This is a genomic window from Leptolyngbya sp. FACHB-261 (assembly GCF_014696065.1).
Classification (GTDB): Bacteria; Cyanobacteriota; Cyanobacteriia; order FACHB-261; family FACHB-261; genus FACHB-261.
In genome coordinates this window covers 764,394-787,515 of record NZ_JACJPL010000031.1, presented here as the reverse complement: position 1 = coordinate 787,515, position 23,122 = coordinate 764,394, and the positions used below count along the sequence as shown (strand labels likewise).

22 protein-coding genes are annotated in these 23,122 nt (G+C 55.0%); 9 read left to right on the top strand and 13 right to left on the bottom strand.

The window, feature by feature from the left end; genetic code table 11:
- The first annotated feature begins 134 nt into the window (after nt 1-134).
- Both H6F94_RS28770 and H6F94_RS28765 read left to right on the top strand, forming a co-directional pair.
- The gene (locus H6F94_RS28770; protein WP_190805686.1) at nt 135-515 is read left to right on the top strand and encodes a hypothetical protein; all 381 of its coding nucleotides are present in this window, start codon (nt 135-137) and stop codon (nt 513-515) included.
- Between the two features lie 203 nt (nt 516-718).
- Entirely contained in the window at nt 719-1,039 is a 321-nt protein-coding gene (locus H6F94_RS28765) for a hypothetical protein (protein ID WP_190805685.1), read from the top strand.
- A gap of 155 nt (nt 1,040-1,194) precedes the next feature.
- Here H6F94_RS28765 and H6F94_RS28760 read toward each other — a convergent pair whose 3' ends face one another.
- Nucleotides 1,195-1,530, bottom strand: a complete 336-nt coding sequence (locus H6F94_RS28760) for a hypothetical protein (RefSeq protein WP_190805684.1) — start codon at nt 1,528-1,530, stop codon at nt 1,195-1,197.
- A 236-nt stretch (nt 1,531-1,766) separates the two neighbouring features.
- On the opposite strand from H6F94_RS28760, the gene H6F94_RS28755 reads away from it, so the two are divergent.
- Nucleotides 1,767-2,975, top strand: a complete 1,209-nt coding sequence (locus H6F94_RS28755) for a hypothetical protein (protein ID WP_190805683.1) — start codon at nt 1,767-1,769, stop codon at nt 2,973-2,975.
- Between the two features lie 91 nt (nt 2,976-3,066).
- Here H6F94_RS28755 and H6F94_RS28750 read toward each other — a convergent pair whose 3' ends face one another.
- Entirely contained in the window at nt 3,067-3,663 is a 597-nt protein-coding gene (locus H6F94_RS28750; protein WP_190805682.1) for a hypothetical protein, read from the bottom strand.
- Between the two features lie 170 nt (nt 3,664-3,833).
- On the opposite strand from H6F94_RS28750, the gene H6F94_RS28745 reads away from it, so the two are divergent.
- Nucleotides 3,834-4,319 (top strand): hypothetical protein, encoded by a 486-nt coding sequence (locus H6F94_RS28745; protein ID WP_190805681.1) that lies wholly within the window; start codon nt 3,834-3,836, stop codon nt 4,317-4,319.
- A gap of 120 nt (nt 4,320-4,439) precedes the next feature.
- On the opposite strand, the gene H6F94_RS28740 is transcribed toward H6F94_RS28745, so the two are convergent.
- From H6F94_RS28740 to H6F94_RS28710, 7 genes are all read right to left on the bottom strand, one after another.
- Complete coding sequence (locus H6F94_RS28740; RefSeq protein ID WP_190805680.1) at nt 4,440-5,543, bottom strand: threonine aldolase family protein; 1,104 nt, start codon at nt 5,541-5,543, stop codon at nt 4,440-4,442.
- 145 nt (nt 5,544-5,688) lie between these two features.
- Nucleotides 5,689-5,919, bottom strand: a complete 231-nt coding sequence (locus tag H6F94_RS28735) for a hypothetical protein (RefSeq protein ID WP_190805679.1) — start codon at nt 5,917-5,919, stop codon at nt 5,689-5,691.
- 226 nt (nt 5,920-6,145) lie between these two features.
- The gene (locus H6F94_RS28730; RefSeq protein ID WP_190805678.1) at nt 6,146-7,396 is read right to left on the bottom strand and encodes a DUF4129 domain-containing protein; all 1,251 of its coding nucleotides are present in this window, start codon (nt 7,394-7,396) and stop codon (nt 6,146-6,148) included.
- A 21-nt stretch (nt 7,397-7,417) separates the two neighbouring features.
- Nucleotides 7,418-8,908 carry a DUF58 domain-containing protein gene (locus H6F94_RS33380; RefSeq protein WP_190805677.1) on the bottom strand — a complete coding sequence of 497 codons (1,491 nt, stop codon included), beginning with the start codon at nt 8,906-8,908 and terminating at the stop codon, nt 7,418-7,420.
- Entirely contained in the window at nt 8,901-9,923 is a 1,023-nt protein-coding gene (locus H6F94_RS28720) for an AAA family ATPase (protein WP_190805676.1), read from the bottom strand. Before H6F94_RS28720 ends, H6F94_RS33380 begins: the two co-directional genes overlap by 8 nt.
- 112 nt (nt 9,924-10,035) lie before the next feature.
- Nucleotides 10,036-11,523 (bottom strand): mannosyltransferase family protein, encoded by a 1,488-nt coding sequence (locus tag H6F94_RS28715; protein ID WP_190805675.1) that lies wholly within the window; start codon nt 11,521-11,523, stop codon nt 10,036-10,038.
- Nucleotides 11,524-11,654: 131 nt separating this feature from the next.
- A complete protein-coding gene (locus tag H6F94_RS28710; RefSeq protein WP_190805674.1) occupies nt 11,655-13,370 on the bottom strand; it encodes a glycoside hydrolase family protein in 1,716 nt (571 codons plus the stop codon).
- A 111-nt stretch (nt 13,371-13,481) separates the two neighbouring features.
- Between H6F94_RS28710 and psb32 the strand changes: the two genes are divergently transcribed.
- On the top strand, nt 13,482-14,177 hold the full coding sequence (gene psb32, locus H6F94_RS28705; RefSeq protein ID WP_190805673.1) for a photosystem II repair protein Psb32: 696 nt from the start codon (nt 13,482-13,484) through the stop codon (nt 14,175-14,177).
- A 73-nt stretch (nt 14,178-14,250) separates the two neighbouring features.
- Here the strand turns inward: psb32 and H6F94_RS28700 are convergent, their stop codons facing one another.
- Nucleotides 14,251-14,964 carry a septal ring lytic transglycosylase RlpA family protein gene (locus tag H6F94_RS28700; RefSeq protein ID WP_190805672.1) on the bottom strand — a complete coding sequence of 238 codons (714 nt, stop codon included), beginning with the start codon at nt 14,962-14,964 and terminating at the stop codon, nt 14,251-14,253.
- 508 nt (nt 14,965-15,472) lie between these two features.
- Nucleotides 15,473-16,456, bottom strand: a complete 984-nt coding sequence (locus tag H6F94_RS28695; RefSeq protein ID WP_190805671.1) for an alpha-ketoacid dehydrogenase subunit beta — start codon at nt 16,454-16,456, stop codon at nt 15,473-15,475.
- Nucleotides 16,457-17,004: 548 nt separating this feature from the next.
- On the opposite strand from H6F94_RS28695, the gene H6F94_RS28690 reads away from it, so the two are divergent.
- Nucleotides 17,005-17,886: a hypothetical protein gene (locus H6F94_RS28690; RefSeq protein WP_190805670.1), complete on the top strand. Its 882-nt coding sequence runs from the start codon at nt 17,005-17,007 to the stop codon at nt 17,884-17,886.
- 214 nt (nt 17,887-18,100) lie between these two features.
- On the opposite strand, the gene H6F94_RS28685 is transcribed toward H6F94_RS28690, so the two are convergent.
- Entirely contained in the window at nt 18,101-18,532 is a 432-nt protein-coding gene (locus H6F94_RS28685; protein WP_190805669.1) for a hypothetical protein, read from the bottom strand.
- A 624-nt stretch (nt 18,533-19,156) separates the two neighbouring features.
- Nucleotides 19,157-20,383: a SpoIID/LytB domain-containing protein gene (locus H6F94_RS28680; protein WP_190805668.1), complete on the bottom strand. Its 1,227-nt coding sequence runs from the start codon at nt 20,381-20,383 to the stop codon at nt 19,157-19,159.
- A 320-nt stretch (nt 20,384-20,703) separates the two neighbouring features.
- Here H6F94_RS28680 and H6F94_RS28675 point away from each other — a divergent pair, with 320 nt between their 5' ends.
- The 3 genes from H6F94_RS28675 to H6F94_RS28665 all read left to right on the top strand — a co-directional run bounded on the left by H6F94_RS28675 (nt 20,704) and on the right by H6F94_RS28665 (nt 23,112).
- Nucleotides 20,704-21,660, top strand: coding sequence for a ribonuclease Z (locus tag H6F94_RS28675; RefSeq protein WP_190805667.1), 957 nt, complete (start codon nt 20,704-20,706; stop codon nt 21,658-21,660).
- 25 nt (nt 21,661-21,685) lie between these two features.
- A complete protein-coding gene (gene rbsK / locus H6F94_RS28670; RefSeq protein ID WP_190805666.1) occupies nt 21,686-22,651 on the top strand; it encodes a ribokinase in 966 nt (321 codons plus the stop codon).
- Between the two features lie 248 nt (nt 22,652-22,899).
- On the top strand, nt 22,900-23,112 hold the full coding sequence (locus tag H6F94_RS28665) for a hypothetical protein (protein ID WP_190805665.1): 213 nt from the start codon (nt 22,900-22,902) through the stop codon (nt 23,110-23,112).
- Nucleotides 23,113-23,122 lie beyond the last annotated feature (10 nt).

Genomic DNA, 23,122 nt, shown 5'->3' with positions numbered 1-23,122 from the left:
CAAACTCTGGGGAACTAACCGCTCAGGTCGTTAGACGCGACCTGGCGGCTAGGGGGCAGTTTAGCACTTGCCTTTCTCGACCCTGAATAGGGGTCAAAGGCTCTATTGCCCTCAAATTTTTGGAGCACTTTCCCATGCACCTTACTCAGGTGTTGCAGCCGCAGCTTTGCATTCCCTTGTCTCAAGTTGCCCGGTTTTTAGGCATTCCCGAATCGCTCATTTGCCGTATTGAACACTGGTTGCACGTGCTGTTTGTCCATCGTGCCGATCGGGGTGGGCAATTCCTCAGCTATCGCAAATTTAACCAGTGGCTCTCCGCCTGTGCTCTAACCATCCAAGCCTGCAACGACCTGCACCTGCTCGACTGGGTTGGCGAAGTCATCAAAACCGAAATCCAGCGCTACGCCTACCCCGACGATGTGTTGAGGTATTGGCGGCACCTGTGGCGACAGCGACGGCAGCAGTTGAAAGCTCTACAGGAAGACTTAGCCAGCTCTCTTCTTCCAGCCCAGTAACAAACCTGTGAGGTGGCAAACGCTACGACATTAGTGGCAAACGTTACGAAGTTACTGACCAACGCTACGACATTAGTGGCAAACGTTACGACGTTAGTGGCAAAAACTACCAATTACTGGCAAACGTTACGACGTTAGTGGCAAACGTTACGGCATTGGTAAGTAATTCATTTACAAAACCCTTCCCAACCCCTGTACTCACCATGAGCCCCAACCTTCGCCTCGCCCTCTGGGACCACATCACCCGCCGCCTCAACCTGGCCGCCCCGCTCAAACTGATCTTGCTCACCATCGCCAATTACCTCGAACCCAACGGCGGACACTCCCGCGTCAGTCTCGTCCTGCTCAGCCGCGACAGCAACCTCGAACCCCAAAACCTCCAGCCCCTACTGCTCAGCCTCGAAGCCCGCGATTTAGTTCGCAAAGTCACCGTCCATCCCGAAGGTGGCGGCCCCACTATTCCGCTCTATAGCCTCTCGCCCAACCTGCTCCGCACTGTACACAACAGCGACCGAGTCCCCTAATGCAGCAATCTAAGCCCATAAATCAAGAGGGCCAATCAAGAGAGCCGATCAAGCGGGCAAACCCAGAGAGCAGATTAAAAGAGCAGATCAAAAGCCCAACTCCAGTTTCCTCCAGAATTGGGGCCCTAGGGTTGGGGGTCTCAGCGGGCCAAAGCCTATGGTGATTGTGGCCTGCGCGGCTGCATCAAATTTTCCGCGTCACTGATATAGGCCCTGCGCGTCCGTCTATCAAATAGGCACAGCACCTGACCCGTCTGGTTATTCATCTGAGCTTGAGCATAATTGCCCCGCACCAGCAGCGCATCGTACCCCACCCGATCATCAAAGCCAACAATCTCCCCCACCGCCTGAGCATTGCGCAAACCACTCAGCGCCAGACATCTAGACCTGACTTCCCGTTCATGTTGTGTCCAAGCCTCCGGCGAAGAAGCCTCCGCCACACCGCCAACCAACAACAGCCCGCCAGCAACCAACACCAGTAATTTCTTCACCCTAATCTCCTTAAACAACTCAGAAAACAATCAGAAAAAGGCTTAGTCTGCCCACGCAACTCTATGCCCACCTATTCTAGTGAGGGAACAATTTTCGCCCTCCCCAATGCCTGGACTCCACCCCCAGCCCCTCCCCGACACGGAGAGAGGAGAAAGAGAATCTTACTCCCCCTTCCCTCGCAGGGAAGGGGGCTGGGGGGTTAGGTCCTTACCATTCACCCAACTTCTGACCTGCCATGCTCACCCTGCTTCTGTGGCTCCTGCGCTCCGCCAGTCGTCTGACTGCTCTGGTTTTGATGGCAGTAGTCGCCGTCGCTGGTTATGCTCGCTGGCAAGGAGAGTTCGACCCCATTCAGTTAGCTGGGCAGGCGGTTGCTGCTGACCCCAAAGCTGGTCGCAGTGAGGCCCTGCAAATACTGGACTTTGCGGCTGAGCAGAACTTGGCCGATCCAGGGGTTCTTGCTGCCGCTCGTGAACGCTACGAATACACTTCTCAAGAAAAAGCTTGGGCCGTGGCGCAGGGAGCGGTGACCGGCAACGTTGTTGATGCTTGGAGTGCGATTGGCGCTATCGGTTCCGATTTGCTGGTAATTGGCGACTTGCGCGATCTGGCAGTCCAGAGCTGGCGCTACCAACAGGGTCTATCGGTTGACCCTTTAATCACAGCCTTGTCCGGTATTGGCGTCGCCACCACCGCCGCCGAGCTAACCGGCGTAGGCGTCACCGTCGATGCCGGCACCTCAGTTGCCAAGAATGGTTGGCGCTTTGCCCGAGGCACCGGCAAAGTTGTGCCCGACAGCGTGTTGCGCAGAATGTTTGATGAACTGGGCACTCTGGCAACCAACCCTGCGGCCATTCGCAATTCGCGCTCTGCGGTAGAGCTTGCAGATTCGGGCTGGCGCTTGTTTCGAGGCGTGGGTTTAGATATGCCCACCTTCGTCAAAATCAGCGGCAACCTCAAGTCAGTTGATGACCTCAAAGCCGCCGCTCGTCTAACCGAAACCTACGGCAACAGTGGCAAGACTTTGCTGCTGCTGGAGGGTGGTGATGCTCTACGTCTCACCCGCAACCTGGGCGAAGCCAAAGCCATGACCCTGTTCAAGCGTCAACCGGCAGTTGCCCGTGGCCTGCTGCGTGTTTCGCAACGAGCCAGCCAAATTGCGCCCCTAGTTCGCCTGGTCAAGGTGATTAAAAAGTACGGCATGGCTGGTTTGCTCACCGCTTTAGCGGCACTAGTGGCAGCGCTTGCCGGTTTGCCTTGGTGGAGCCTACTTGCTTTGCTGGCCGCTTGCCTGCTCCTACTGGTACCGGGCCTGATCTTCAACCTGCTGACCTTCGGCAAGTTCAAGCGCCAGCCTAATCGAAATAAGGGCCAAAATCAGGACCAAAGCAAGGGGCGGCGAGGCAAGAAAAAGGTGCTAATGGTCGATCGCTGGCGACCCTAAGCACCTTTTTCTTTTTTCTTTTCTTTGCCTACTCAGGCCTTTATTGACCTTTTTTGAGTTGATCTACTCAAGCCTTTACTTACGCCCTTACTTAAGCATCAACGTCGTCGCGATTGTTCTCGTTTTGGATGTCTACGTCCATCCAGGCTTCCCGATTGGTGAGGTCTAAGGCTTCATCTACGATGTCTTCCTGGTCGTATTCGGTATAGACCATGCGCTGGTTGACCGGGTCAAGCAGTAGGCTCTCAGCGTAGTTGCGAATCGCCTCGATCTCTTCCTGGTCGATGGGATCTTCGTCTAGCGCCTGTTCCAGAGTGGCCAAAAACTTGTCGTTGGCCTCTTTGACGTAGCTGTACTCGGAGAGGAAGCTCTTATACAGAGCCTCAACTTCAGTCCGAACATCTGCCGAGACGGCTTCGCCAGCAGCAGTTATTTCTGCCTCGGTCTCAACACCATCGGTGTCTAGAAGCTCTTCGGTATTCGGTTCGGTGAAGGGCTTCGTCAGTGTGTAGGCCCGCATGTCGCGCAACCGTCGCACCACCGCATGAATCTCGTTATCGGAAATCTCAGGGTCAGTATCGAGGGTTTCCGTGGTGTCGATTTCTCCCCCTTCCCCATTGTTTTCCAACAGCAGCTCAGTGTTGGTTTCAACTTGGGGGTCGGGCCTATCGTCTCGCTCGCGGGCCATAACTCAGACTTCATGCAACACCTCCAGTGTCTGGCCTCAGCCTGGGTAGGCACGTCTATCAGATGGGAGAACTGCCCACCGCCCAAATCTCCCCCTATTGAGCCGTGTGCATTCTGATATATTTCGAAATGTAAAGCCAGCCGCTCATCCCCTTCCCCTCATCCCACGCAATGAATACCGCCACACCGCCTCTGGGTAAGCCCCGTCCTCTGCTGTCTGTGATTCTTTTATCTGCTGTCAGTGGCCTGCTTTATTACGGCTACTACAAATGGGTCATCCAGGACGAGTTGCGGAGTTATACCGGCTCCGGTTGGTCGGGTGCTGTGTCTCTGTTGCCCTTCGTGCTGGGCGTTGCTGTTCCTCAAGCGCTGCGCCTCGACCCAGATGTACCAAGTTGGTTTCCCTGGTTGTCGCTGCTGGGCATTGTCTGGATCTACATCGTGCAGTTCAAGCTCTACCGCACTGTAAACGCACTGTATCGCCAGGAAGGATTAAAAGAACCCCTAAGCGTTTGGTGGCTGTTTGTGCCCGGCCTGAATCTAATCGTGGGCTTTCGCCAGATTCATTTCCTCAGCCAATTTTGGGCACTCAAACGCGGCATCCCAGCTGAAGATCCAGTGACAGAAAGGATTCCTCTGCTGTCGGCCAATGGTTAAATCAAAACAAACTAGGGGCAATCCTTACGGGTTGCCCCTAGTTTGTTTTGATTAGGTCTGATTAGGTCTGGTTAGGTTTGATTAGAGCAGGCACAAGACACTGCCCCTCCAGAAGCCCTATTAGGCAACACTCAGACTGGTTTGGCTATTACCGGTTTGGCTATTAACTTGATCCATTTGACTATCAAGTTGATGATCAATCTGGCTGTAGCGCTGAGCCGCTTCTAGCAGAGCCGTGACATCAGCCACCTGAGTATTGAAGGCAGTGACCAAGCGGATGCTATCCCGGTCCCAGCGGTAGAAGTGAAAACCGTCAGCTAATAGCCCGTCAACCACGGTCTCAGGCAAGGAGACGAAAATTTCGTTAGCTTCAACTGGGTGCTTCAAGGCCGCACCTGGCAAGGTTGCTAAACCAGCCGCCAGTTTAGCCGCCATGTCGTTAGCGCGAGTGGCATTGCGCAGCCACAAATCGTCAGTGATATAGGCTTCGAGTTGCGCTGAGAGATAACGCATTTTAGAGAAGAGATGGCCCGCCCGCTTGCGACGATAGCCAAAGCTAGCGGCTAATTCTGGCTTAAAGAAGACCACAGCCTCAGCCGCCATGGCACCGTTCTTGGTCGCGCCAAACGAGAGCACATCTACTCCCGCTCGCCAGGTAATATCTGCTGGGCTACAGTTCAATCCCACCACGGCATTGGCAAAGCGCGCCCCATCCATATGTACGCCCAGATTGTGGGCATGGGCAATTTCGGCCAGCTCGCTCACCGCTTCAGGTGTGTAGACGGTTCCGGCCTCGGTTGCCTGAGTCAAACTCAGCGCTGCTGGCTGCACATGATGCACAACGCCTGTGCCGGCATTGGCCAGAGCTGCGGTCAAGTCTGCTGCCTGAATTCTGCCGTGCTGCCCTGGTAGGAGGACTAGCTTCGCGCCACCTGTGTAAAACTCCGGTGCGCCACATTCATCGACCTCAATGTGGGCCTGGTTGTGGCAGTAGATAGAGCCATAAGGCGGCGTCAGCACCGATAGCGCTAGGGCGTTGGCGGCTGAGCCGGTGGCGACTGGAAAAACCGTAATCGCAGTTTCGAATAATTCAGAAAAGTGGGCGGTGAGTCTCTGGCTGATCTCGTCATTGCCGTAGGATGTTGCCGATCCTTCATTGGCTGCTACCAGCGCCGCCATAATTTCAGGTGCTACACCTGTTACATTATCACTGCCAAAATTCATAGCCTGCCTCATGCAAGTTCCCAACCCAAAGGAACGAGGCTTCTATGATAGCGAAGCTTACCTTGTGAGGAATTTCTGACAGAGAATTCTTAGTTTTCGAGTATTTTATGAGATTTTGCTGCGCTGAAATACGCTGGTCAAAGTGCTAAGACTTTGCTTGAAACCAACCTTGAAACCAGCTGTGATGGCGCAGAAATTGGCTGAGCCAATAGCCCAGGGTGAAAGCCATCAATAAGGGCGAAAGCCATTGCAAACCGGGAACTTGCAGGCCCAGATTGGACAGCACCAGCATCAGCAAGTCATCGACAAAGGTCAGAGCAACTGGCCACACTTTTTCTAAAAGAATATTGAATAAATTCTCAGAGTGGCTATGCATATAACTAGGTCCGTTTTAATGGCTCCGTTTTAATGGCCCGTTCTAATGGCCCGCGCTTTCTTTGCGCTTCGAACTGTTCACACCCTACCGAGAATAATTGGGGTGGCGCATTGTCCTGCGCTGCAAAGCTGTTGCCAGATTCGGCAAAGTTATTTCCCAACTGCCTCAGGTGATCAGCTCAGAACCTGAGGCTGAACCCAGCTCTGAGAACAAAGTCAAATGAAGCCTAGCGTCGAGAGTTTTTGGTCGGACTATTGAGGCGTTGGTAACGAGCCAGCCGTTTTCTCAAAAGGCGAGCCTGCTGAATTTGGTGGTCATCGGCTACCCGTTGACTAAAGCGAGCTTCTAGATACAAGTCGTTCAGCCGTTGCCAGTCCGCCGCGACTTCTGGTTGCTGCCGTTGCACTTCTAATAAGAACTGACCCGGCGAACGGTTAGTGTCAGCCCGCAATGTAGGCCCCTCTGCCTCACCTCGGGCCTGCCAGTAGAGCTTGCTGACTTCATCTAAGTCGGCTCCGGGCCAGCTATCTGCTGTGGCTTGCGCAGCAGGCGGGTCTAGCTTGCGTCGGCGCAAAATCCACCAAGCGCTGAGCCCACTGGTCAACAGGCCCAGCAGCACCCACAGCCAAGGAAAACGAGGCGGTTGGGGTGGCTCGGCAGTGGCAGGGGCATTGGCTTGACCGGTGCTTGAGCCCTGTTCGCCTGGGGGCGGCTGAGGTGGTGGCTGATTGGCTGGTGGTGGTGAATCGGGCTGAAGTTGCGAGTCTGGGGGAGGGGAGTTGTTGGGTTGTGGCGGTTCTTGGGAGGGCGGCGGTTCGGGAGGCTTGAACTGAGCCAGGGGGCTGAGAACTTGCCAACCTGATGTTGCCAGGACTAGACTTATCAGCGCAGCTTGCAGCAAGCGACGACGCGTAGCAAATTGCCCGATGCTCTGCGCCACGCCTACGGTCTCTTGACGAGCCTGTTCAGCCATCACCAGGACAGCAACGCCACCCAACCCCGCCAGCACCAGAAAGCTCCAACCCCAAACCCCCTCCAGCACTAAGGCAAGCAGGATCGTGACCGCAGGCCAGACCAAATGTTGCCAATAGTGACGCTGGTTAACCAAGCGGGCCTGGTCTAGCGCCAACAGCAAGGGTAGGAGCAGCAGCAGCACCAACGGCCAGCTTGGGCCTAAGCCGCGCAGCAACCCCAGCAAGAGCAGCAGGCCACCACCTAGTCCGGCACGATAGCCCCAACGCCAAGGGCCACTGAACTCAGCCAATCCCCGTTGACAGAGCCTTTGCCAAGTTTGTAGCCAGGTGCTTTGACCCGCCTGAAGCACGACGCCAACCCAGCCCAGGCTCAAGATCCCCAGAACCACGGCCAGAGAAGCTAAGCGGCTGGGGTCTAGCAGGGCAATGCGGGCCAGCAGAAAAAGCCCACTCAGACTGCTCAGGGTGAGGACGGCAAGGCGAAAATACTGAGCCTGATGCATGAGCCAGAAAGGAATTAGGTTTTAGAGCCTGGCGTTGGTGAGTGCTTGCGCAAAGCTTTGCTCGGGCCGCAGAACCACTAGGGGCACCCCAACTTGACGCAGGGCCGGAAAATCGGGTCCGGCCAGTTCAGGATCTAGCACCGCCCGCAGGCCCCGTTGATTCAAGCTTTGGCTCAGCCGTTCTGGTTTCTGTCCGGGCAGAAGACTGAGCGCAGCCTGACCCTGGCAGTAGACCTGCTGCACCAGTTGGGTTGCTTTCACCTGCGGCAAACCCGGCAGGCAGGCCGACAGCTCATGCACAATGCGCGTAAAGCGGGGTTCGCCCTCGGCTGCTTCCGGGTTGAGCAGGGTCAAGCTGCCTGCTTCAGCCGAGAATTCCAAGGCCCAAAAGCTGGCCCAATCGACCAGAATGGCCGCCAGCGGCTGGCCTCGTCCGCTGGCTTCTAGAAGCACTTCTAGGCTCAAGTGATTGGGGGCGGCATCGATCCAGACGATTGGACCGGCCATTTGGCCGTCATCTGCGGCCAGTGGTGCTTGGTCCAGGCTGACCATCTGAGAACCGGGTTCGAGGAATGCCAAACGGGACAGAAAAGGCTCCACCGCCAGCGACCCTTCCCAGCAGTCCGACTGCCAGCGCAAGCCTGCCTGGTCAACTGCGCGGCTGGCACTGACCAAGCGCAGCCGTTGCTGATTTTCCAGGCAATGGCGGCCCAAGGTTGCTGCGGCCCGAATCGCGGCTTCGACGTTGGTTTCGCTTTGCCGCCCAGCACAGAGCGCCTGTGTACCTAGATGCAGCAGTAGGGTCATACCGCTGTCGGCCCGGGTGCGGCTAAATTCCCGCACAATCGGGCTGCGGCTGCGCGCCGTGGCTTTCCAGTCGATGCTGCGCAAGGGGTCGCCTGGCCGGTATTCGCGAACCCGATAGAATTCCTCGCCAGCGCCGATAGCAAAAGGATCGCTATAGAGCCCTTGGCCCAAGTTCAGCCAGCTCAAGGTTGACCAGTGATCCAGAACTTCAGTGCGGGGCAGCACCAGCACCTTGGCGCCAACCGGCAGTTCGGTCTGGTGTTCGCGCAAGCCCAGCCGGTCGCGCTGGCGCAAGCGTAAACTCTCAGCACTATAGAAGCCGCGTCGCGGGGCCGTGAGGCTGTAGTGCAACAAGTGGTTCCCAGCTTTTAGGAAGCGCAGATTGATCCACTGGTTGGGGAAGATCTCTTCCAGTAGGGCTCCGGCCAGAGGACGGTTCAGGCGCAGATCCAGCGCTACGGTCAGCGTCCCCCCTTCGATCACCCAACTGGGAGCATTGCGGCTAAGGTGGCTCGGGCTAAAAGTCTGACGGTCAAAAAGTGTCCCGGTCAGCCAGAAGGCAACTGCGCCAATGAGCAGTGCCAGGATTGTGGCATTGCGGTTGGCAATCAGTAGCGCACAGGCCAGCAGTCCAACCAGCAACACGCCCCGCCCAACCGCTGTCGTCCAGGAGCGGTTGACTGGACGAGGCCGGGGTTTAGCCACGGTAGAACGGGGTGGAATAGTTGGGACCGCTCAGGTTGACCGGAGGCACCTGAATGCTGTTGAGAATGCTGTTGAGAATTTCGGCGCGACGCGGATCGGTAAGGGACATGGGCACCTGCGGCAGGATGCGATGACCCAAGACAGGCCCCACCAGCATCCGGATGTCATCTGGAACGACATAATCGCGTCCGTGAGTGAGGGCCCAAGCTTTGGCGACCTGCACCAGGGACAGTGTCCCCCGTGGGCTAGCTCCCAGCTTGAGAGTTTTGTGGCTACGAGTGGCGGCGACAATGTCCAGCACATAGTCGGCCAGACTGCGCTCCAGATGAACCCCTGCGACTTGGGCCTGGAGATAGCGCATCTGGTCCGGGGAGATCACTGGCCGCAAGGCGCTCAAGGAGCTGGTCTGGGGTGGCTCAAAGATCATTGCCAGTTCACTACTGCGGTCGGGATAGCCCATCTGCAGACACAGGGCGAAGCGGTCAAGCTGAGCTTCAGGCAGAGGATAGGTGCCCTGGTACTCCACCGGGTTCTGGGTCGCAATCACCAGAAACGGTTGGGGCAAAGGCCGCGTGACGCCATCAACACTTAATTGGCCCTCGCCCATCGCTTCGAGTAGGGCTGCCTGGGTGCGCGGTGTGGCTCGATTGATTTCGTCCGCCAGGACAATTTGGGCAAACACAGGCCCCGGTACAAAGCGGAACTCTTGATGGCTAGCTTCGTAGATGGATACGCCGGTGATGTCTGAGGGCAGCAGGTCTGGCGTGAACTGGATGCGCTTGAATTGACCCGCAATCGAACCGGCCAGGGCTCGCCCTAGCAAGGTTTTGCCCACACCAGGCACATCTTCTAACAGCAGATGTCCCCGTGCCAAAAATCCCGCTAGAACTAGGTCTATGACCGCCGATTTGCCCTTCAGCACTGAGGCCACGTTCTGCCGTAGTGCCTGCACCATCAGCACGCTACTCTCTCTTGGCGATGCGCTGTTGTCCTTCGGGTCAGCTGCCTCCCTCATGCCCCAGTGTCCTCTACCTATGCTGGTTCACTGCTCGCCCGCAGGCGCTCTCGCCCACAGGTATTCGCCCACAAGTCGCCTTTGATACATCCTCTGCTGCCAGCATACTGCCTCAGCCTAGAAATGCCCCGGCACCAAAATCGGCGCTTAGTCTGGCCAATAACAAAATAGCCAGACCAACCAGTGTCGCCAACAAACGGGGATGAGGGCTCAGCCATTGACCCCAAACTAGAAACAACGGATAGGCGGCTAACGCAAACCGGCCAAAGGACAACATCTCAACTCGGCTAGAAGCAAAGGTGAAATAGGGCAGTGCCAGCGACAAGAGGGTATACAGTCGCAGCGGCTTGGGAATGAGCTGATAGCCTGTGAATAGAGTCACTAAAACTAGCACAGCGACTACCAGATTAAGGCTGGCCCAGCTCCAGGGAGAGTGCTGGATCCAGTTGCCTAAGCGCACGACCGGCCCCAGCAGCAAGGCATCTAGCAGGTGTTGCCAGTGATTACCCGGTCGCATCGGCTCCTTCCAGGCTTGTTGCGCATGCACAAACGCTAGAGGATCCTTCACAGTCGCGCCCAGCCAGGTTGCGAAAGCGACTAGTCCCAATCCTGCCACCAACCCTCGCTGCAAACGCTGCCGCCAATCGCCTCGCGTTTGAAGTAATAGAACTGGCATATGCACGATGCCGGTGGAGCGGGCCAATACCGATAAGGCTGCAGCCAGAGGCGCCCAGCGATTTTCTAAGTTTAGAAAAACCAGCAGCGACAGTGTGATGTAGAGCGATTCTGTATAGGGCAGCGACAGAAAAAACGAAGTGGGAAACAGGGCATAGAGAACCACTGAAGCAAAGGCTGCTGAGGGCTGAAGCCGCATTAACAGCGCTAACCGAAATAGCAATACTCCAGCCACCACAGCCAAGACCTGCACCATCCCCAGCAGCGTGAGCTCGGGCGGTAAGCCAGTCAGGAACGCCAGGCCGCGACCCAAAAACGGCAGCAATGGATAAAAGGCGGCATTGGTATATTGCTGCGCACCCAGCAGGCGTTCGTTGTAGAAGTAGCCGAAGCGAGCAATGCTGAGATACCAGCGAGCGTCCCAGTTGTAGACGCTGTGCAGCAACCGCTCCAAAGGCTTCAGTTCATGCAGCGAGAGCGTATGCACCGCCGCTTGACTTTGGAGATCCAGCTTGGCAAATTGCAGCCAGAGCAAATTGCCCTGACCGGCGCCCATCGCCGCCAAGCCAGCGTAAAACACCTGCAGCTTGGGCGCGACTTCAAGCGTAAGCTGCCGAGGTTGTTCAGCCTGAGGGCAGCTACGCAGCTCGTACTGCCGAAGTCCCGTCACCTCAATCGTTGCCGAGGGACAGCCCGCGAACGTGTAGCTCAGGGAATGGGGCTGATGGTCTGGGCTACGCGCCTCTACGACCACGGGTCGCCCCATCAAATCACTGACGCCCAAGCTGTGCGGCTGTTGAAGATTGAGGTAAGCAATGCTCACATTGGGGGCCAACCAGAGCATCGACAGCAGAACCAATAGCCGGGAGGCAACCAGCACCCCCAACAGCGGCCAGAGATAGGGCGACTTCAGCAGTTTTTTCACGGACTCAGCCTACTCGATTTCTGTGGAGCCAGCATCACCCCTGTTTTGGTGATTCCAGCGCGCCGAGCGGGTTCAGTAAAGTGACAGCTTTGTCCCCAGTTGATTTTTCAATTGATTTTATAGAAGCCCTCCTAATTTTGTTTGGGCCGAGCCGGTAGGCCTGTTTCACAAGCTGCTTTGCGCTGCTGATCATGTTGCGGAAATAGCCAACCGTAGGCAAAGTAATTGACGCAGGTCAGATTCAAGTCACGACTACGGGCGTAGCTCAACAAGGCAGGGGCTTGCTGCTCAAGGGGAGCGTGGCGAGGACCGTTGGCCCGAGCGTAGGGTGGGTCCGCTGCTAGGTTGGCGCAGAAGTCGGCTTTAGGGCGAGCGCTCAGCACCCGGTCAAACTCTGCCAAAACACATTTGCTGGCTTCACTACCCGTGGCGGTCGTAGAAGTTGCAGCAGGTGTGGTTGGGCAGGTCAAGTTATAGGCATAGAGCATTGGCGATAGCCCACCTGAGCTCAGCGGAAAGGTCTGATAGGCTTGCAGGCGTGGATCGACAGGGTTGTCGCGGTTGCCATCTGGCCAGACAGCGGCGGAGAGCTGGATCGAGCGGCGTCGGAACGAACGCAACGTACCAGCGCTCTGGCGCACTAACTCCGTAACGCTGTCGCGCATGTAAGTCACAGCCAGTGCTTCTAGTTCTTGGGCTAGGGCTGGGTCGAAGGGCTGATTTCGACGTGCGCGCGGATTCAGCCAGGCATCGATTTGAGCGGGAGACACATCCGGGCGCTGACGCCGTAAATAGCTTAGAAACCGAGCAAAACCCTGCTCACTGAACAGCCAAAAAAGCCTGGGGTCGCGGTTTAAGCAGCCCTGCTGGATCTCAGGGCTTTGAGTGCAGCTGACCACGGGGTAGCGAATGTAGTCCAACATGACGCCATCCACCCCCTGCTCCGCCACCTCGCGCACGACTTGCTGTAGATCTTTTTGCACCGCCGGGTGGGTTGGGTCCACAAACCAGTGAAAATCCTCGGTGCTGCGGGTGCCAGGATAGAGTGCACTGGCCTGGAAACTGGCATTGCCATCGCCGAGACTGTTGCGCAGATTAGCGATCTGACCAAAGCCATTGCGTAAGCGGCGCTCTGGATAGCGGCTACTGTAGTCGGGGCCAAAGTCCGTGGCTCGGATCCAGGCATGTAACCGAATGCCCCGCGCATGGGCGAGCTGAGTGTAGAGCCGTAACAGGTTGCCCTGGTCTTGGCTGCAGTGGGAGGCAAAAGACCCGCTAGGGTAGAGCGTTCGCCCGGTGTAGAAGCTTTCTAAATAGACATCAGTAATCCCCAGCACTAGCAGACGGTCAATCACCTCCAGGGCTGCTAGAGATTGGCCGTCGCAGGCGTAAGCCCGCAACCACATCCCCCGCTTTTGCAAAGGGCTGCGCTCAAAGCAATTGGCTTTCAGCTGAGCCTGAACTTGATTGAGAGCGTCCGTATAAGCTCGGGCTGCGTCGTTGCGCTGTTGCAGCAACTTGGGCAACTCGTCCACCTTGAAGTTGGCATGGTCGGCGCGTAGCCAAGCGATCGCCTGAGTTCGGGCTTGCGCTAGAGCTGCGCTTTGACTGGGTTCTAGCTGACAAAAAGGGACTCCAGGCTGAGCCACTATCGCTGAGCTAGGTGGGTTAGGTGAGCTAGTCGGTGGCGTCAGGCTAGGTGCGGTTTGGATCGCTGGTTGGCTAGCCGGTTGGCCAACCGGTTGAGGCCGTGGTGGCGTGATTTGAGAACCCTGAGCCGTAGCAGGTACTAGCCCGCTATTCAGCATCAGGACGGTTCCCAAGAGCCCTGTGAGGATTTGACGCATAGGAATTGAGAGTCAGCCAAGGAGCAATCACAGACGCAACATCATACCTTCAAGCTGAGGTACTCCTCCGGACTGATAAAATCCTGGAGAGCGAGTCCTGAGGTACAGGGGATGAAACAACGCCTGAAGCAGTTGGTGCAGCGTGTCGTGCTAGCGATTACTCTGCTGATTGCACTGACCCAGTTCATGACCCTGCCTGCCCATGCTATCGAACTGGAGGACGTTCCAGCTCTAGTGGCTGGCGATCGCACCTGGGTTAGAGACCTGGCTGATGTGCTTAGCCGTGATACAGAGGGTCGTCTGAATCGGGTCTTGGATGATTTAGAGCGTACGACGGGTAAGTCAGTTCGCATTGTCACGCTACGCCATCTCGACTATGGCGATACATCTGCCGCTGTTGCCTCAGGTCTATTTGAGCAATGGTTCCAAACCCCAGCTGAGCAGGCTAACCAAACTCTGCTTCTACTGGATACCCGCAGTCGCGAGGCCGCTCTCCAGGTGGGGGAACAAATCAAGGCTCTACTACCGGACGACTTGGTTGAGAGCATCACCAACGAGACGATGGCACCACAGATCCGAGAAGGCAACCTGAATCAGGCGTTGCTAGCCGGAGCCAGCCGTCTCAGTGCTGTTCTCTCCGGCTTAGACGATCCGGGGCCGCCTCAAGTCACCCAAGCGGTTGCGCCTACTGCAACTTTTCCGGGCGAGACGGATACAGGAGATGCAGCTAAGCTAGTTGGCTTTCTGCTGCTCGCTGCCGTGTTGATTCCGATGGTGACCTACTATGCCTATCGCATCTGGTCTTAGCCTCGGCGATAAGCGTCAGCGCTTGGGCTCCAAGGCGTCGGACTTCTGGTTCTGGGTTTAGAGGCACTAGGGCTCATGAACCCGGTTTCATCACCACTGCCTCAACTGGCACCACACCGGGGTGAGTGCTGCCCAAGGCGTAGGCAGCTGCCCGGGATAGGTCCAGCATGCGTGGTTTAACGTAAGGCCCTCGGTCATTGACCCGCACGATGACCGAGGAGCCAGTGTGGCGGTTGGTGACCTGGAGGAAGGTATTGAAGGGCAGGGTGGGATGCGCTGCGGTGAACTCCCGTTGCTCGAAGGTTTCGCCTGAAGCCGTGGGCCTTCCGTTAAAACGAGGACCGTACCAGGAGGCTAGACCCTTGAGCCGTTGGCGGGTAGCCTTCAGGTTATAAAGATCGGCTTGCACTTCAACCATAGAGAGAGGACGTTCACCGAGAGCGGTCCGCAGTCGATTAAGGCTGTCTTGTAGAAGCGAGACACTATTCCGCTTTTGTGCTGCTGCTAATTTGCGGTCAATTGTAAATAGCACCCGCTCTCGAAACCGAACAACAGGCACATCCGCTACTAAGGCTGGGCGAATTTGGTCGGCGTTAAGCTCGGGATTAAGCACTAACATTAAACCAATTTGGTCGGCGATAACCTCGGCTCGTTCGCGGTCCCGTAACTTAAGAATCGGACGCTCGTTCACTAGAACTTGAGTTGTGCCTGAACTGCTGGCTTGAACTCGGGGGAAGTCTGCTAAACGTGACTGCAAAGAAGGAGCCATCTCCACAACTTGAGACATTAGTGTAGACACTGATGAAGCTTGAGAAGTTGATAGATTGCAGAGCGCTGAGGTGTCATTAGTCAACGTCGCAGGAGTAGGACCAACCCAAGATACTGCTGACAAAAACAAAACAAGTTTGGGACACAACATTGAAATTAATGACTACCGAAAGGAAGATACACCAAAGGCAAAGCAGGACAATAAGCTCATAAAACAGAGCATTTGCCCACGCGCCTCTGTTGATCTAACAAACTGCTAGCTCTAGATTTTCTCCTTTAGGGTAGATTTTCCTATTGCCTCCACCTGCATGATCCCCGGCCAAAACCGCTTGATCCCTGACTAGATAGCCTCAAATGGCATCTATGAGAGGTTTTGCAAAGTTATCTGATGTTTCTGAGTAAGCGCAGAATATTCAACTCAAACTGTTTAGAAAGTCTTATCTAAAAGCAACTTGAAATTTGAGATTAAAAAGGCGCTAAAAAAACTGGGGTAGCAATAAGCTACCCCAGTCTGTAATCGGCTGAATTTATGCTGCAACTGCCAGCATGTCTTTTACGCCGCGCACAATATCTTGGGGCTGAACAATGGTCAGGTTCTCTAATGTGCCGTTGTAAGGCGTGGGAATGTCCTGAGAGGACAAACGCAACACAGGGCCATCGAGCTCATCGAATAAGCGATCATTAATCGAGGCTGTAAGCTCAGCGCCGATACCGCCAGTCCGCATACACTCTTCAACAATCACCACTCTGTGGGTCTTGCGAATAGAAGCGCCAATAGTGTCGAAGTCTAGTGGCTTAAGCGAGATCAAGTCGATAATCTCAGGATCGTAGCCTTCTTTCTCTAGCGTCTCAGCAGCCTTAAGGCAGTGATAGCGCATACGAGAATAAGTGAGTATGGTCACATCCTTACCAGGACGAACCACCTCAGCCTTATCTAGAGGCAGCACATATTCATGGTCGGGCAGATTCTCCTTGAGGTTGTAAAGGAGAACATGCTCGAAGAAGAGAACTGGGTTATCGTCTCGAATCGCTGCCTTCAGCAAGCCCTTGGCGTTATAGGGCGTAGAACAGGCCACAATTTTGAGACCTGGCACGGCTTGGAAGTAAGCCTCTAGCCGCTGAGAGTGCTCAGCCCCAAGTTGACGACCTACCCCTCCGGGTCCGCGAATCACCAAAGGAATTTTGAAGTTGCCCCCTGAGGTGTAACGCAGCATGCCAGCGTTATTGGAGATCTGGTTGAAGGCTAGCAGCAGAAAACCCATGTTCATGCCCTCGATGATGGGCCGCAAACCACACATCGCTGCGCCAACTGCCATCCCCGTAAAACTATTCTCTGCAATAGGGGTGTCTAGGACGCGTAGCTCGCCGTACTTTTCGTACAGACCCTTAGTGACTTTGTAGGAGCCGCCATAGAGCCCAACGTCTTCGCCAAGAACGAAGACATTAGAGTCACGGGCCATCTCCTCGTCAATGGCTTCCCGAAGTGCGTTGAAGAACAGGACCTCTGCCATGAATCTTGCTGCTGAGTGATCAACCTTAAAATTTTGACACACAGATGTCCCCAGGAACCACCGGGGCAAGCAACGCTGCTCGGCCAATAATCCCAGCCTGGGTTAACCAGATGAAGCATTCGCTACTGCACAAGAAATAAGCTAGAAAACACAAATATTATTAGCTGCTTATCTTTTTTAATGGCTGGTTATTTAGCTTATAAAGCTCAGAAGAGAACTAAAAAAACAGTGCTTAGCCAATAGCATAAGACTGAGCGAGTACCGGTCAAATGGACTAGGGCTCTTAACCCAACTTGCTTGTCGGTCAGGCGTTGCGGGCACATAGCGACTTCTAGATAGCTTTACAGACTCAGCAGCGACTTCGCCTCTGTTTCATAGTTTTGCTCCGGAATGAGCCAGTTCTGGCTGAATCCCTCAGTGGATGATCCGAGTTATCGAGCCTAGCAACTCCCTCTTGCTGTGCCGCTTGCTCTAAGGCGAATGCTGGGTGCACTACAAAGCCAAATTCTAGATTTCAGGCAGCGTCGTTTTCCCCCGGACTTCGTGTTATGACTACACTTGATGATAAAGCCTTGATCCAGAGCTTCCTGACCGGCAAGGCAGATCTGTTAGCCAATCAAAACCTGCGAGTAGAGTCGATCTTCAATGCCCAGCAGTTAGTTGCTAAAAAAGGCGAGTTGATCGCCTCAGTCAAGCTCGCAGGTAAGATTCGCACCGCTCTAGTTAGAAACGAGTCCGGTTATCGGGAATTGATGCACCAAGCCTTACAAGACAATGGCTTTGTGCCTATGGGCGAGAGTACACGCCGGGGATTTCTGAAATATGACCAGTACGAGTTACCACCAGGGTACCGGATGCATTGTACTGAAGCTCGCTTTCTCTGGAAGGCTTGGTGGCTAGCTCGACGAGGTCAACACTATCGTCAACCTAACCCCAGCTTATATATCTTTTCCCAAGGCGCTTGGGAATTGATTCAAGACATTAGTTGGAACCCGGGTCTCTTCTTCATCAAAACGAATAATAATACAGAGCTCCGCTTAGAAAGCTCAGACTATGTGGTCTGGCTAAGCAAAATTCCACCCCGCGATTCGGAGCCAGAGAGTGAACAAGGCTCTCCGGATAAAGTCCCTAATCAAGCCGGTGCTCAAACGGTGGGCCTCGACCCTGCCAAAGCAAACCCAGCAGCAAAACAGCCCAACTCAGGCAGCAGCCATGCGGTCAAATCTTCGCCGTATACTAAGCTGCGCCAAGCTTCAGAGCATTTCTTAGGTGGAATTGTTCGAGACCGCACTGCTGAGACCCCATTTGATTTGTCTTTGCCCGGCAACCTCAATGCCGTTGTAAAGTTTCACCAAGGTCAACTGCACATCAACACATCGGTCGGTGAAATTGTTGTGGAGGGCGCTAACCTTCGGTTCTGGTTAAGCTAGCGCTTGAGCTACTAACAACAAAAGTCTCTGTTATTGCAGCTAACTATTGCAGTCAACTATTGCAGTTAATGCAGGGATAGAGACATAACTAAACACCTCCGGATTGGTTGAGAGAACTTCCAGAGGTGTTTGACTTTTTGAGTAATGATCCCACGGCTTAACAGCTTAGTTGTGATCAACCAATCAACTAATGACCTAGCTAGCTACTACAGAGCTAGGACTGCTCTACTTCGTCCATCTGCACCGGTAGGCGGAAACCTTCGAATAACTGGTACACTCGCTGAGCAATGCGTACGAACTGGCTGGCGTAGAGAGGTGCAACTGCACCCAGCCAATAGCCGCCATCCTGCTCATAGATGTAGAAGCTGGGATCCCAATCCAGGTCGGCTTCCGAGGCCCAGCAACCGATGTCAACACTCTCTAGCTCACGGGTGTCGTTGTTAAAGACGACTGCCAGAATGACAAAGCCCGGCATCAAAGGGTAGTCAAACTGGAACACAATCTCACAGCAGTCTGAGCCGAACTGCTCACTTTCAGGTGTGAAGCAGACAGCTGATCCAGGGAACTCCTGCCGGTACACAGACGCCACGGTTGCGACCTTGATAGCGGAGTCTAGAGTGGTGGCGTGATTCAATGCGTCCGTCATGAGTGCTCCTACTGGCCCACTGGGGAGGTTAAGGGTTGCCCAGCTCGCGGCTGGGGTTTGGTTTACAGGTGGTCAAAGGCGATGTGCCCTTTTCGTACTGGTCATTCCAGGGTGGTCATTTCAGGCGTGCCAATACTGCGACTTGAGGAATGTGACTTGAGGAATGTAATGCCCACCGCTCTGGAACAGCTTCAGAAACCTACCTTCGCCAGCAAGCGCTCAGTCGCGAAGATCAAGCCGCTGCCTGTCAACATAATCAGAAGAAATCCAACCATTGGTAGACCCCAGTCAGTTGCTACTCCTCTAGAATGATCGCTTTGAACCTGATATTAATCCGAGAGCCAACTGAATTAGGGCAGTAAATTTCTGCTGCGTCTACGGGTTTATACGTAGATATAGAGGCATGAAGTCGGACTGTTGCAGCTCGAAGTCTGCCCCTACCCGGAAAAACAGCGTTAGAAAGCAGCACTCTTAAGGCTCAGCTTGTTGACATCAGGATCCGCCGAGCGATCGGCTCTAGTACGGAGTTCTTGCCTGGTCTGGGCAATCGGTGCTTAGGTTCGGGTGAAACGGCTGCGATAGCGGTGCCTGCGGCTGATAGCTCTGACGGATTTAGTGTCCAGATTAGGGAATAAGGGCAATTTTGCCCAAAGTCGCACCCTGGTAGTAATAGGCCGTAATCTGCTGGTAGGTCCAACCTCGGCTCGCCATGTTGTGAGCTCCCCATTGGCTTAAACCCAAGCCGTGGCCGAAGCCGCGTCCGCTGATCTCAAAGTTGGTGGGAGGGGTTGCCATTGGCTTTAGGCTGGCGATTGGGCTAAACCGAGGCATCACCGAGAACAGCGTACTGCGTAGATTCAAGAGTGTACGCAGTTGGTTGCCGTTGATATCACGGTTGCCACGTTCGCCTACGATGCGCATCATGACCACCCGTCCCTGAGGGGTCATGCGTAGGGGAAGCATGTAAAGCACGTTGCCGAGGCCTGGCAGCAGGGTGCGCAGTTGAGCCTGAGAGACGCGAGTGTTCCAGGTGTAAACTGGTGCGCCTGCGTCGTAGTCTGGCACTCCTCGCAAGTAGGGCAGGGCTTCTACCCAAATGTCCTCCACATTCTCGGTGTGGCCGCCGGAAGAGGAGTGAAAGACGGCCTCGATAATCTGTCCGTTGTAGGTCAGCACTTGTCCAGCCGTAGCTCGCACTGCCTGCTGCGTTGAGAGAGCCTCACTCTCTAGCCCCTTATAAACCTGTGAGGATTGGCTATCGTCGACATCGTAGTGAGCACTAGCTCGGCTCTGGCGCTGAAAAAGCACGTAGGAGCGGGCGGCGATGGCTTGCGCTTTAAGGGCTTCAAGCGGCCAGTTGGCAGGCATTTCTGCTCCCACAACACTGTAGAGATACTGCTCCAAATCAACTCGATTGACCGCCAAAATACCGCTGGATGTGGCAATTAGCTCTACCTGGCCCCGATACCACTGATCGTCGATGAAGATGTAGCCCCCATTCTGCGGCTCAATGCGCAAGCGGCGACGGCTCCAAGGCCCAAGCCTCAAGCTTCCACTAGAGAGTTGGACGGTGAAGGATTGCATGGCACTGATTTGCCCCAAGCTGCGACCTGCTTCGTCCTTCACATTGGCCTGGGTTGAGCTGCCAACTGACAGACGATTGCTTTGCTCTTCAACGGCCACCCGTAGTTCTAGAGCTTTCGACTCATTTTGTGCTGCTTGGACGGGAAGGGCTACCTGCCAACTCAGCGCTAGCCCCAAGGAGAGTAAGACCTGCTGCCGCCAACGATTGTAGAAAGGGCGACTGTGGAAACGGAGAGTTAGCCACTGGCCTAGTTGTCTTGTCTTCACACCCTACTCCTACACAAACCTGCCCTACTCCTACACAAACCTGGTGTTTGAGTTCGCACTCCAGAGAATGTTGCCACACGCGCTTGAATTTGCAGCCTGTCGGGGCCGCACAAAGACAAATCAACGACAAATTAACACAGCTCTGCTGGGCCTCAGATTTGCTTGACCAGAGCAACCACAAATGTAGTCACCACAAGTAGTCATCACAAAAGCAAACACAAAGCCTATGAGGTCCTGGTCGCTGCGCATCCAGGCTTGGGTGTGACTGTTATAGTTTGGGAGTCTTTAACTCCTAAGGCTTGATTTAGCCTCCGATTACTGTGCAGATCACGTTTCTTGGAACGAGTTCCGCCGTTCCTACCCGCTCTCGCAATGTCTCCAGTTGGGTGCTGCGATTGCCACAGCGTAGCGAAGCCTGGCTGTTCGACTGTGGTGAGGGTACTCAGCACCAGATTCTGCGCAGCGATGTCCGGATTAGCCAAATCACCCGCATCTTTGTAACGCACTTACACGGGGATCACATCTTCGGGCTACCGGGGCTGTTGGCCAGTGCTGGCATGGCCGGTAACCCTAGCCGCATCGACCTTTATGGTCCCTCTGACTTGGAGGATTACTTGCAAGGGGTGTTGCGTCCTTCGCAGACTCGCTTGGGCTACCCAATTAAAGTTCACGTGGTCAGACCGGGTCTGGTTTTTGAGGACGAGCACTTTCAAATTCTCTGCGCGCCGCTCAAGCATCGGGTCACTGCCTTTGGCTACCGCATTGTTGAGAAAGACCGACCCGGTCGCTTTGATGTGGAAAAGGCAGCCGCCTTAAACATCCCCTCTGGGCCACTCTACGGCAAGCTAAAACGAGGTGAAACCGTCACCCTGCCCGATGGTCGGTGCATCAATGGCGCGGAATTTTGTGCGCCGCCTGAAGTGGGGCGCAAGGTGGTTTATTGTACTGACACTGTTTATTGCGACAGTGCAGTTGAGTTAGCTAAAGACGCTGATGTGCTGATCCACGAGGCGACTTACGCCCACCAAGATGCAGAATTAGCCTACCAACGCTTGCATTCAACCTCGACTATGGCGGCTCAGGTCGCGCTTGGAGCCGGTGTGAAACGCTTGTTTCTAACTCACTTTAGCCCTCGTTATGCGCCTGGCAACCCCGTGAAGATTAACGATCTCTTGCAAGAAGCTCGCATGATCTTCCCGTCTACTGAGATTGCTCATGATTTTTTAAACTACGAGGTACCTCGTCGTCAGTTGCCCGAGGCTGTTGCCCGCGTTTGATCAAGCCCGAAAGCTGTGAGTAGAGATGTCAGCCCTTAGCCGAGCCCACCCTCTGAGTTCTGTGCCTAGAGTCGTTGTTGTTGGCAGCATCAATATGGATCTGGTGGTCCAGGCTCCTCAATTGCCTCAACGTGGTGCAACAGTGCTGGGTAGCAATTATCAATATTGTCCCGGTGGCAAAGGGGCTAATCAGGCAGTGGCGGCAGCCCGGTTGGGTGCTCAGGTGACCCTAGTAGGCCAAGTGGGGCAAGACGAAGCCGGTACTCAGCTGCTAGCAGGCCTGAAGCGCGACAACATCGATATCAGTGTCCTGAGTATCTCCGACCAACATCGTTCGGGGCTAGCTCTAGTCACGGTGGATCAACAGGGCGAGAACACAATTGTGGTGGTGTCTGGCGCTAACCAGGGGGTAGACCAAGCCTATGTGCATCGGGCCGCAGGCACTTTTGCTGGCGCCGATACTGTGCTGCTGCAACTGGAAATTCCGCTATCAGGTGTGGTGGAGGCAGCCCAACTGGCGCATCAAGCTGGAGCGCAGGTGATTCTCAATCCCTCGCCGATTCAAGCGCTACCACCAGAGTTGCTAGCCCTGGTCCAGGTTCTGGTCCTAAACCAAAATGAGAGCCGAACTCTAACCCGCCGAACTGCGCCGGACGCCGCAACTTCAGCTCTGCTGGAACTAGGGCCTGAGACGATTGTGGTCACGGCTGGAGCTGCGGGTGCTTGGGTTGCCACCCGAACTCAGCCTTCGCCGGTGCATGTCCCAGGCTTCCGGGTAGAGGCAGTGGACACGACTGGGGCAGGCGATGCTTTCACAGGCGCCTTGGCCGTAGCCCTAGCGGAGGGTGAAGAAATTCGTTCAGCTGTGGAGTTTGCCAATGCTGCTGGGGCGGCAGCGACAGCGGTTCTGGGCGCCTACGCCTCGCTGCCGTGTCGGGCAGACCTGGAGCAAGTTCGCTCCAACCATTTGCTCTACCCTCAGCGCTCCTAATCGTTTTCTAATTCTAGTTTTTCAGTCCTAATTTTCTAATTCAGCCCTGAGGGGAGCTACCCGGCAGTGAATGATTGCTGTTGACGGTTGCTGATATTGATGCTGATGCAGATCACAGCACTGTGAGGGCCGAGTTGGGATTATCGTCAATAGTTCTACAAATGATTGGATGATTGACGGTTTGGTTCATCTGCCCATCCCATGTGTTGCAGTCCTAGCTGCCGCTAGGTAGCTACTAGGAGGAAACCATGTTTATCCTGTCACCTCGCGATGTCCAGTTGGCTTCTGAAACCCGGAATCACTTAACCTACCGAAACTGGAACTTTATCAGACGCGCCAACTTCTCGGTGGAACGGGCAACTCAAGCAGTGCATACCTGCCGAACCTATCTTGACCAAAATGTTCGCTCGATTGTGATTCAGGGTGAGCAAGGGTACAGTGTGTGGACAGGTATTGATTGACGCTTTCCCT

Bases quoted from the DNA above. Each gene is read 5' to 3' on its own strand.
- H6F94_RS28665 (WP_190805665.1), top strand. From the start codon at position 22,900: ATGTTTATCCTGTCACCTCGCGATGTCCAGTTGGCTTCTGAAACCCGG.
- rbsK (WP_190805666.1), top strand. From the start codon at position 21,686: ATGTCAGCCCTTAGCCGAGCCCACCCTCTGAGTTCTGTGCCTAGAGTC.
- H6F94_RS28755 (WP_190805683.1), top strand. From the start codon at position 1,767: ATGCTCACCCTGCTTCTGTGGCTCCTGCGCTCCGCCAGTCGTCTGACT.
- H6F94_RS28690 (WP_190805670.1), top strand. From the start codon at position 17,005: ATGACTACACTTGATGATAAAGCCTTGATCCAGAGCTTCCTGACCGGC.
- H6F94_RS28735 (WP_190805679.1), bottom strand. From the start codon at position 5,919: ATGCATAGCCACTCTGAGAATTTATTCAATATTCTTTTAGAAAAAGTG.
- H6F94_RS28745 (WP_190805681.1), top strand. From the start codon at position 3,834: ATGAATACCGCCACACCGCCTCTGGGTAAGCCCCGTCCTCTGCTGTCT.
- H6F94_RS28765 (WP_190805685.1), top strand. From the start codon at position 719: ATGAGCCCCAACCTTCGCCTCGCCCTCTGGGACCACATCACCCGCCGC.
- H6F94_RS28685 (WP_190805669.1), bottom strand. From the start codon at position 18,532: ATGACGGACGCATTGAATCACGCCACCACTCTAGACTCCGCTATCAAG.
- H6F94_RS28710 (WP_190805674.1), bottom strand. From the start codon at position 13,370: ATGCGTCAAATCCTCACAGGGCTCTTGGGAACCGTCCTGATGCTGAAT.
- H6F94_RS28695 (WP_190805671.1), bottom strand. From the start codon at position 16,456: ATGGCAGAGGTCCTGTTCTTCAACGCACTTCGGGAAGCCATTGACGAG.
- H6F94_RS28770 (WP_190805686.1), top strand. From the start codon at position 135: ATGCACCTTACTCAGGTGTTGCAGCCGCAGCTTTGCATTCCCTTGTCT.
- H6F94_RS28700 (WP_190805672.1), bottom strand. From the start codon at position 14,964: ATGTCTCAAGTTGTGGAGATGGCTCCTTCTTTGCAGTCACGTTTAGCA.
- H6F94_RS28750 (WP_190805682.1), bottom strand. From the start codon at position 3,663: ATGGCCCGCGAGCGAGACGATAGGCCCGACCCCCAAGTTGAAACCAAC.
- H6F94_RS28730 (WP_190805678.1), bottom strand. From the start codon at position 7,396: ATGCATCAGGCTCAGTATTTTCGCCTTGCCGTCCTCACCCTGAGCAGT.
- psb32 (WP_190805673.1), top strand. From the start codon at position 13,482: ATGAAACAACGCCTGAAGCAGTTGGTGCAGCGTGTCGTGCTAGCGATT.
- H6F94_RS28720 (WP_190805676.1), bottom strand. From the start codon at position 9,923: ATGAGGGAGGCAGCTGACCCGAAGGACAACAGCGCATCGCCAAGAGAG.
- H6F94_RS28740 (WP_190805680.1), bottom strand. From the start codon at position 5,543: ATGAATTTTGGCAGTGATAATGTAACAGGTGTAGCACCTGAAATTATG.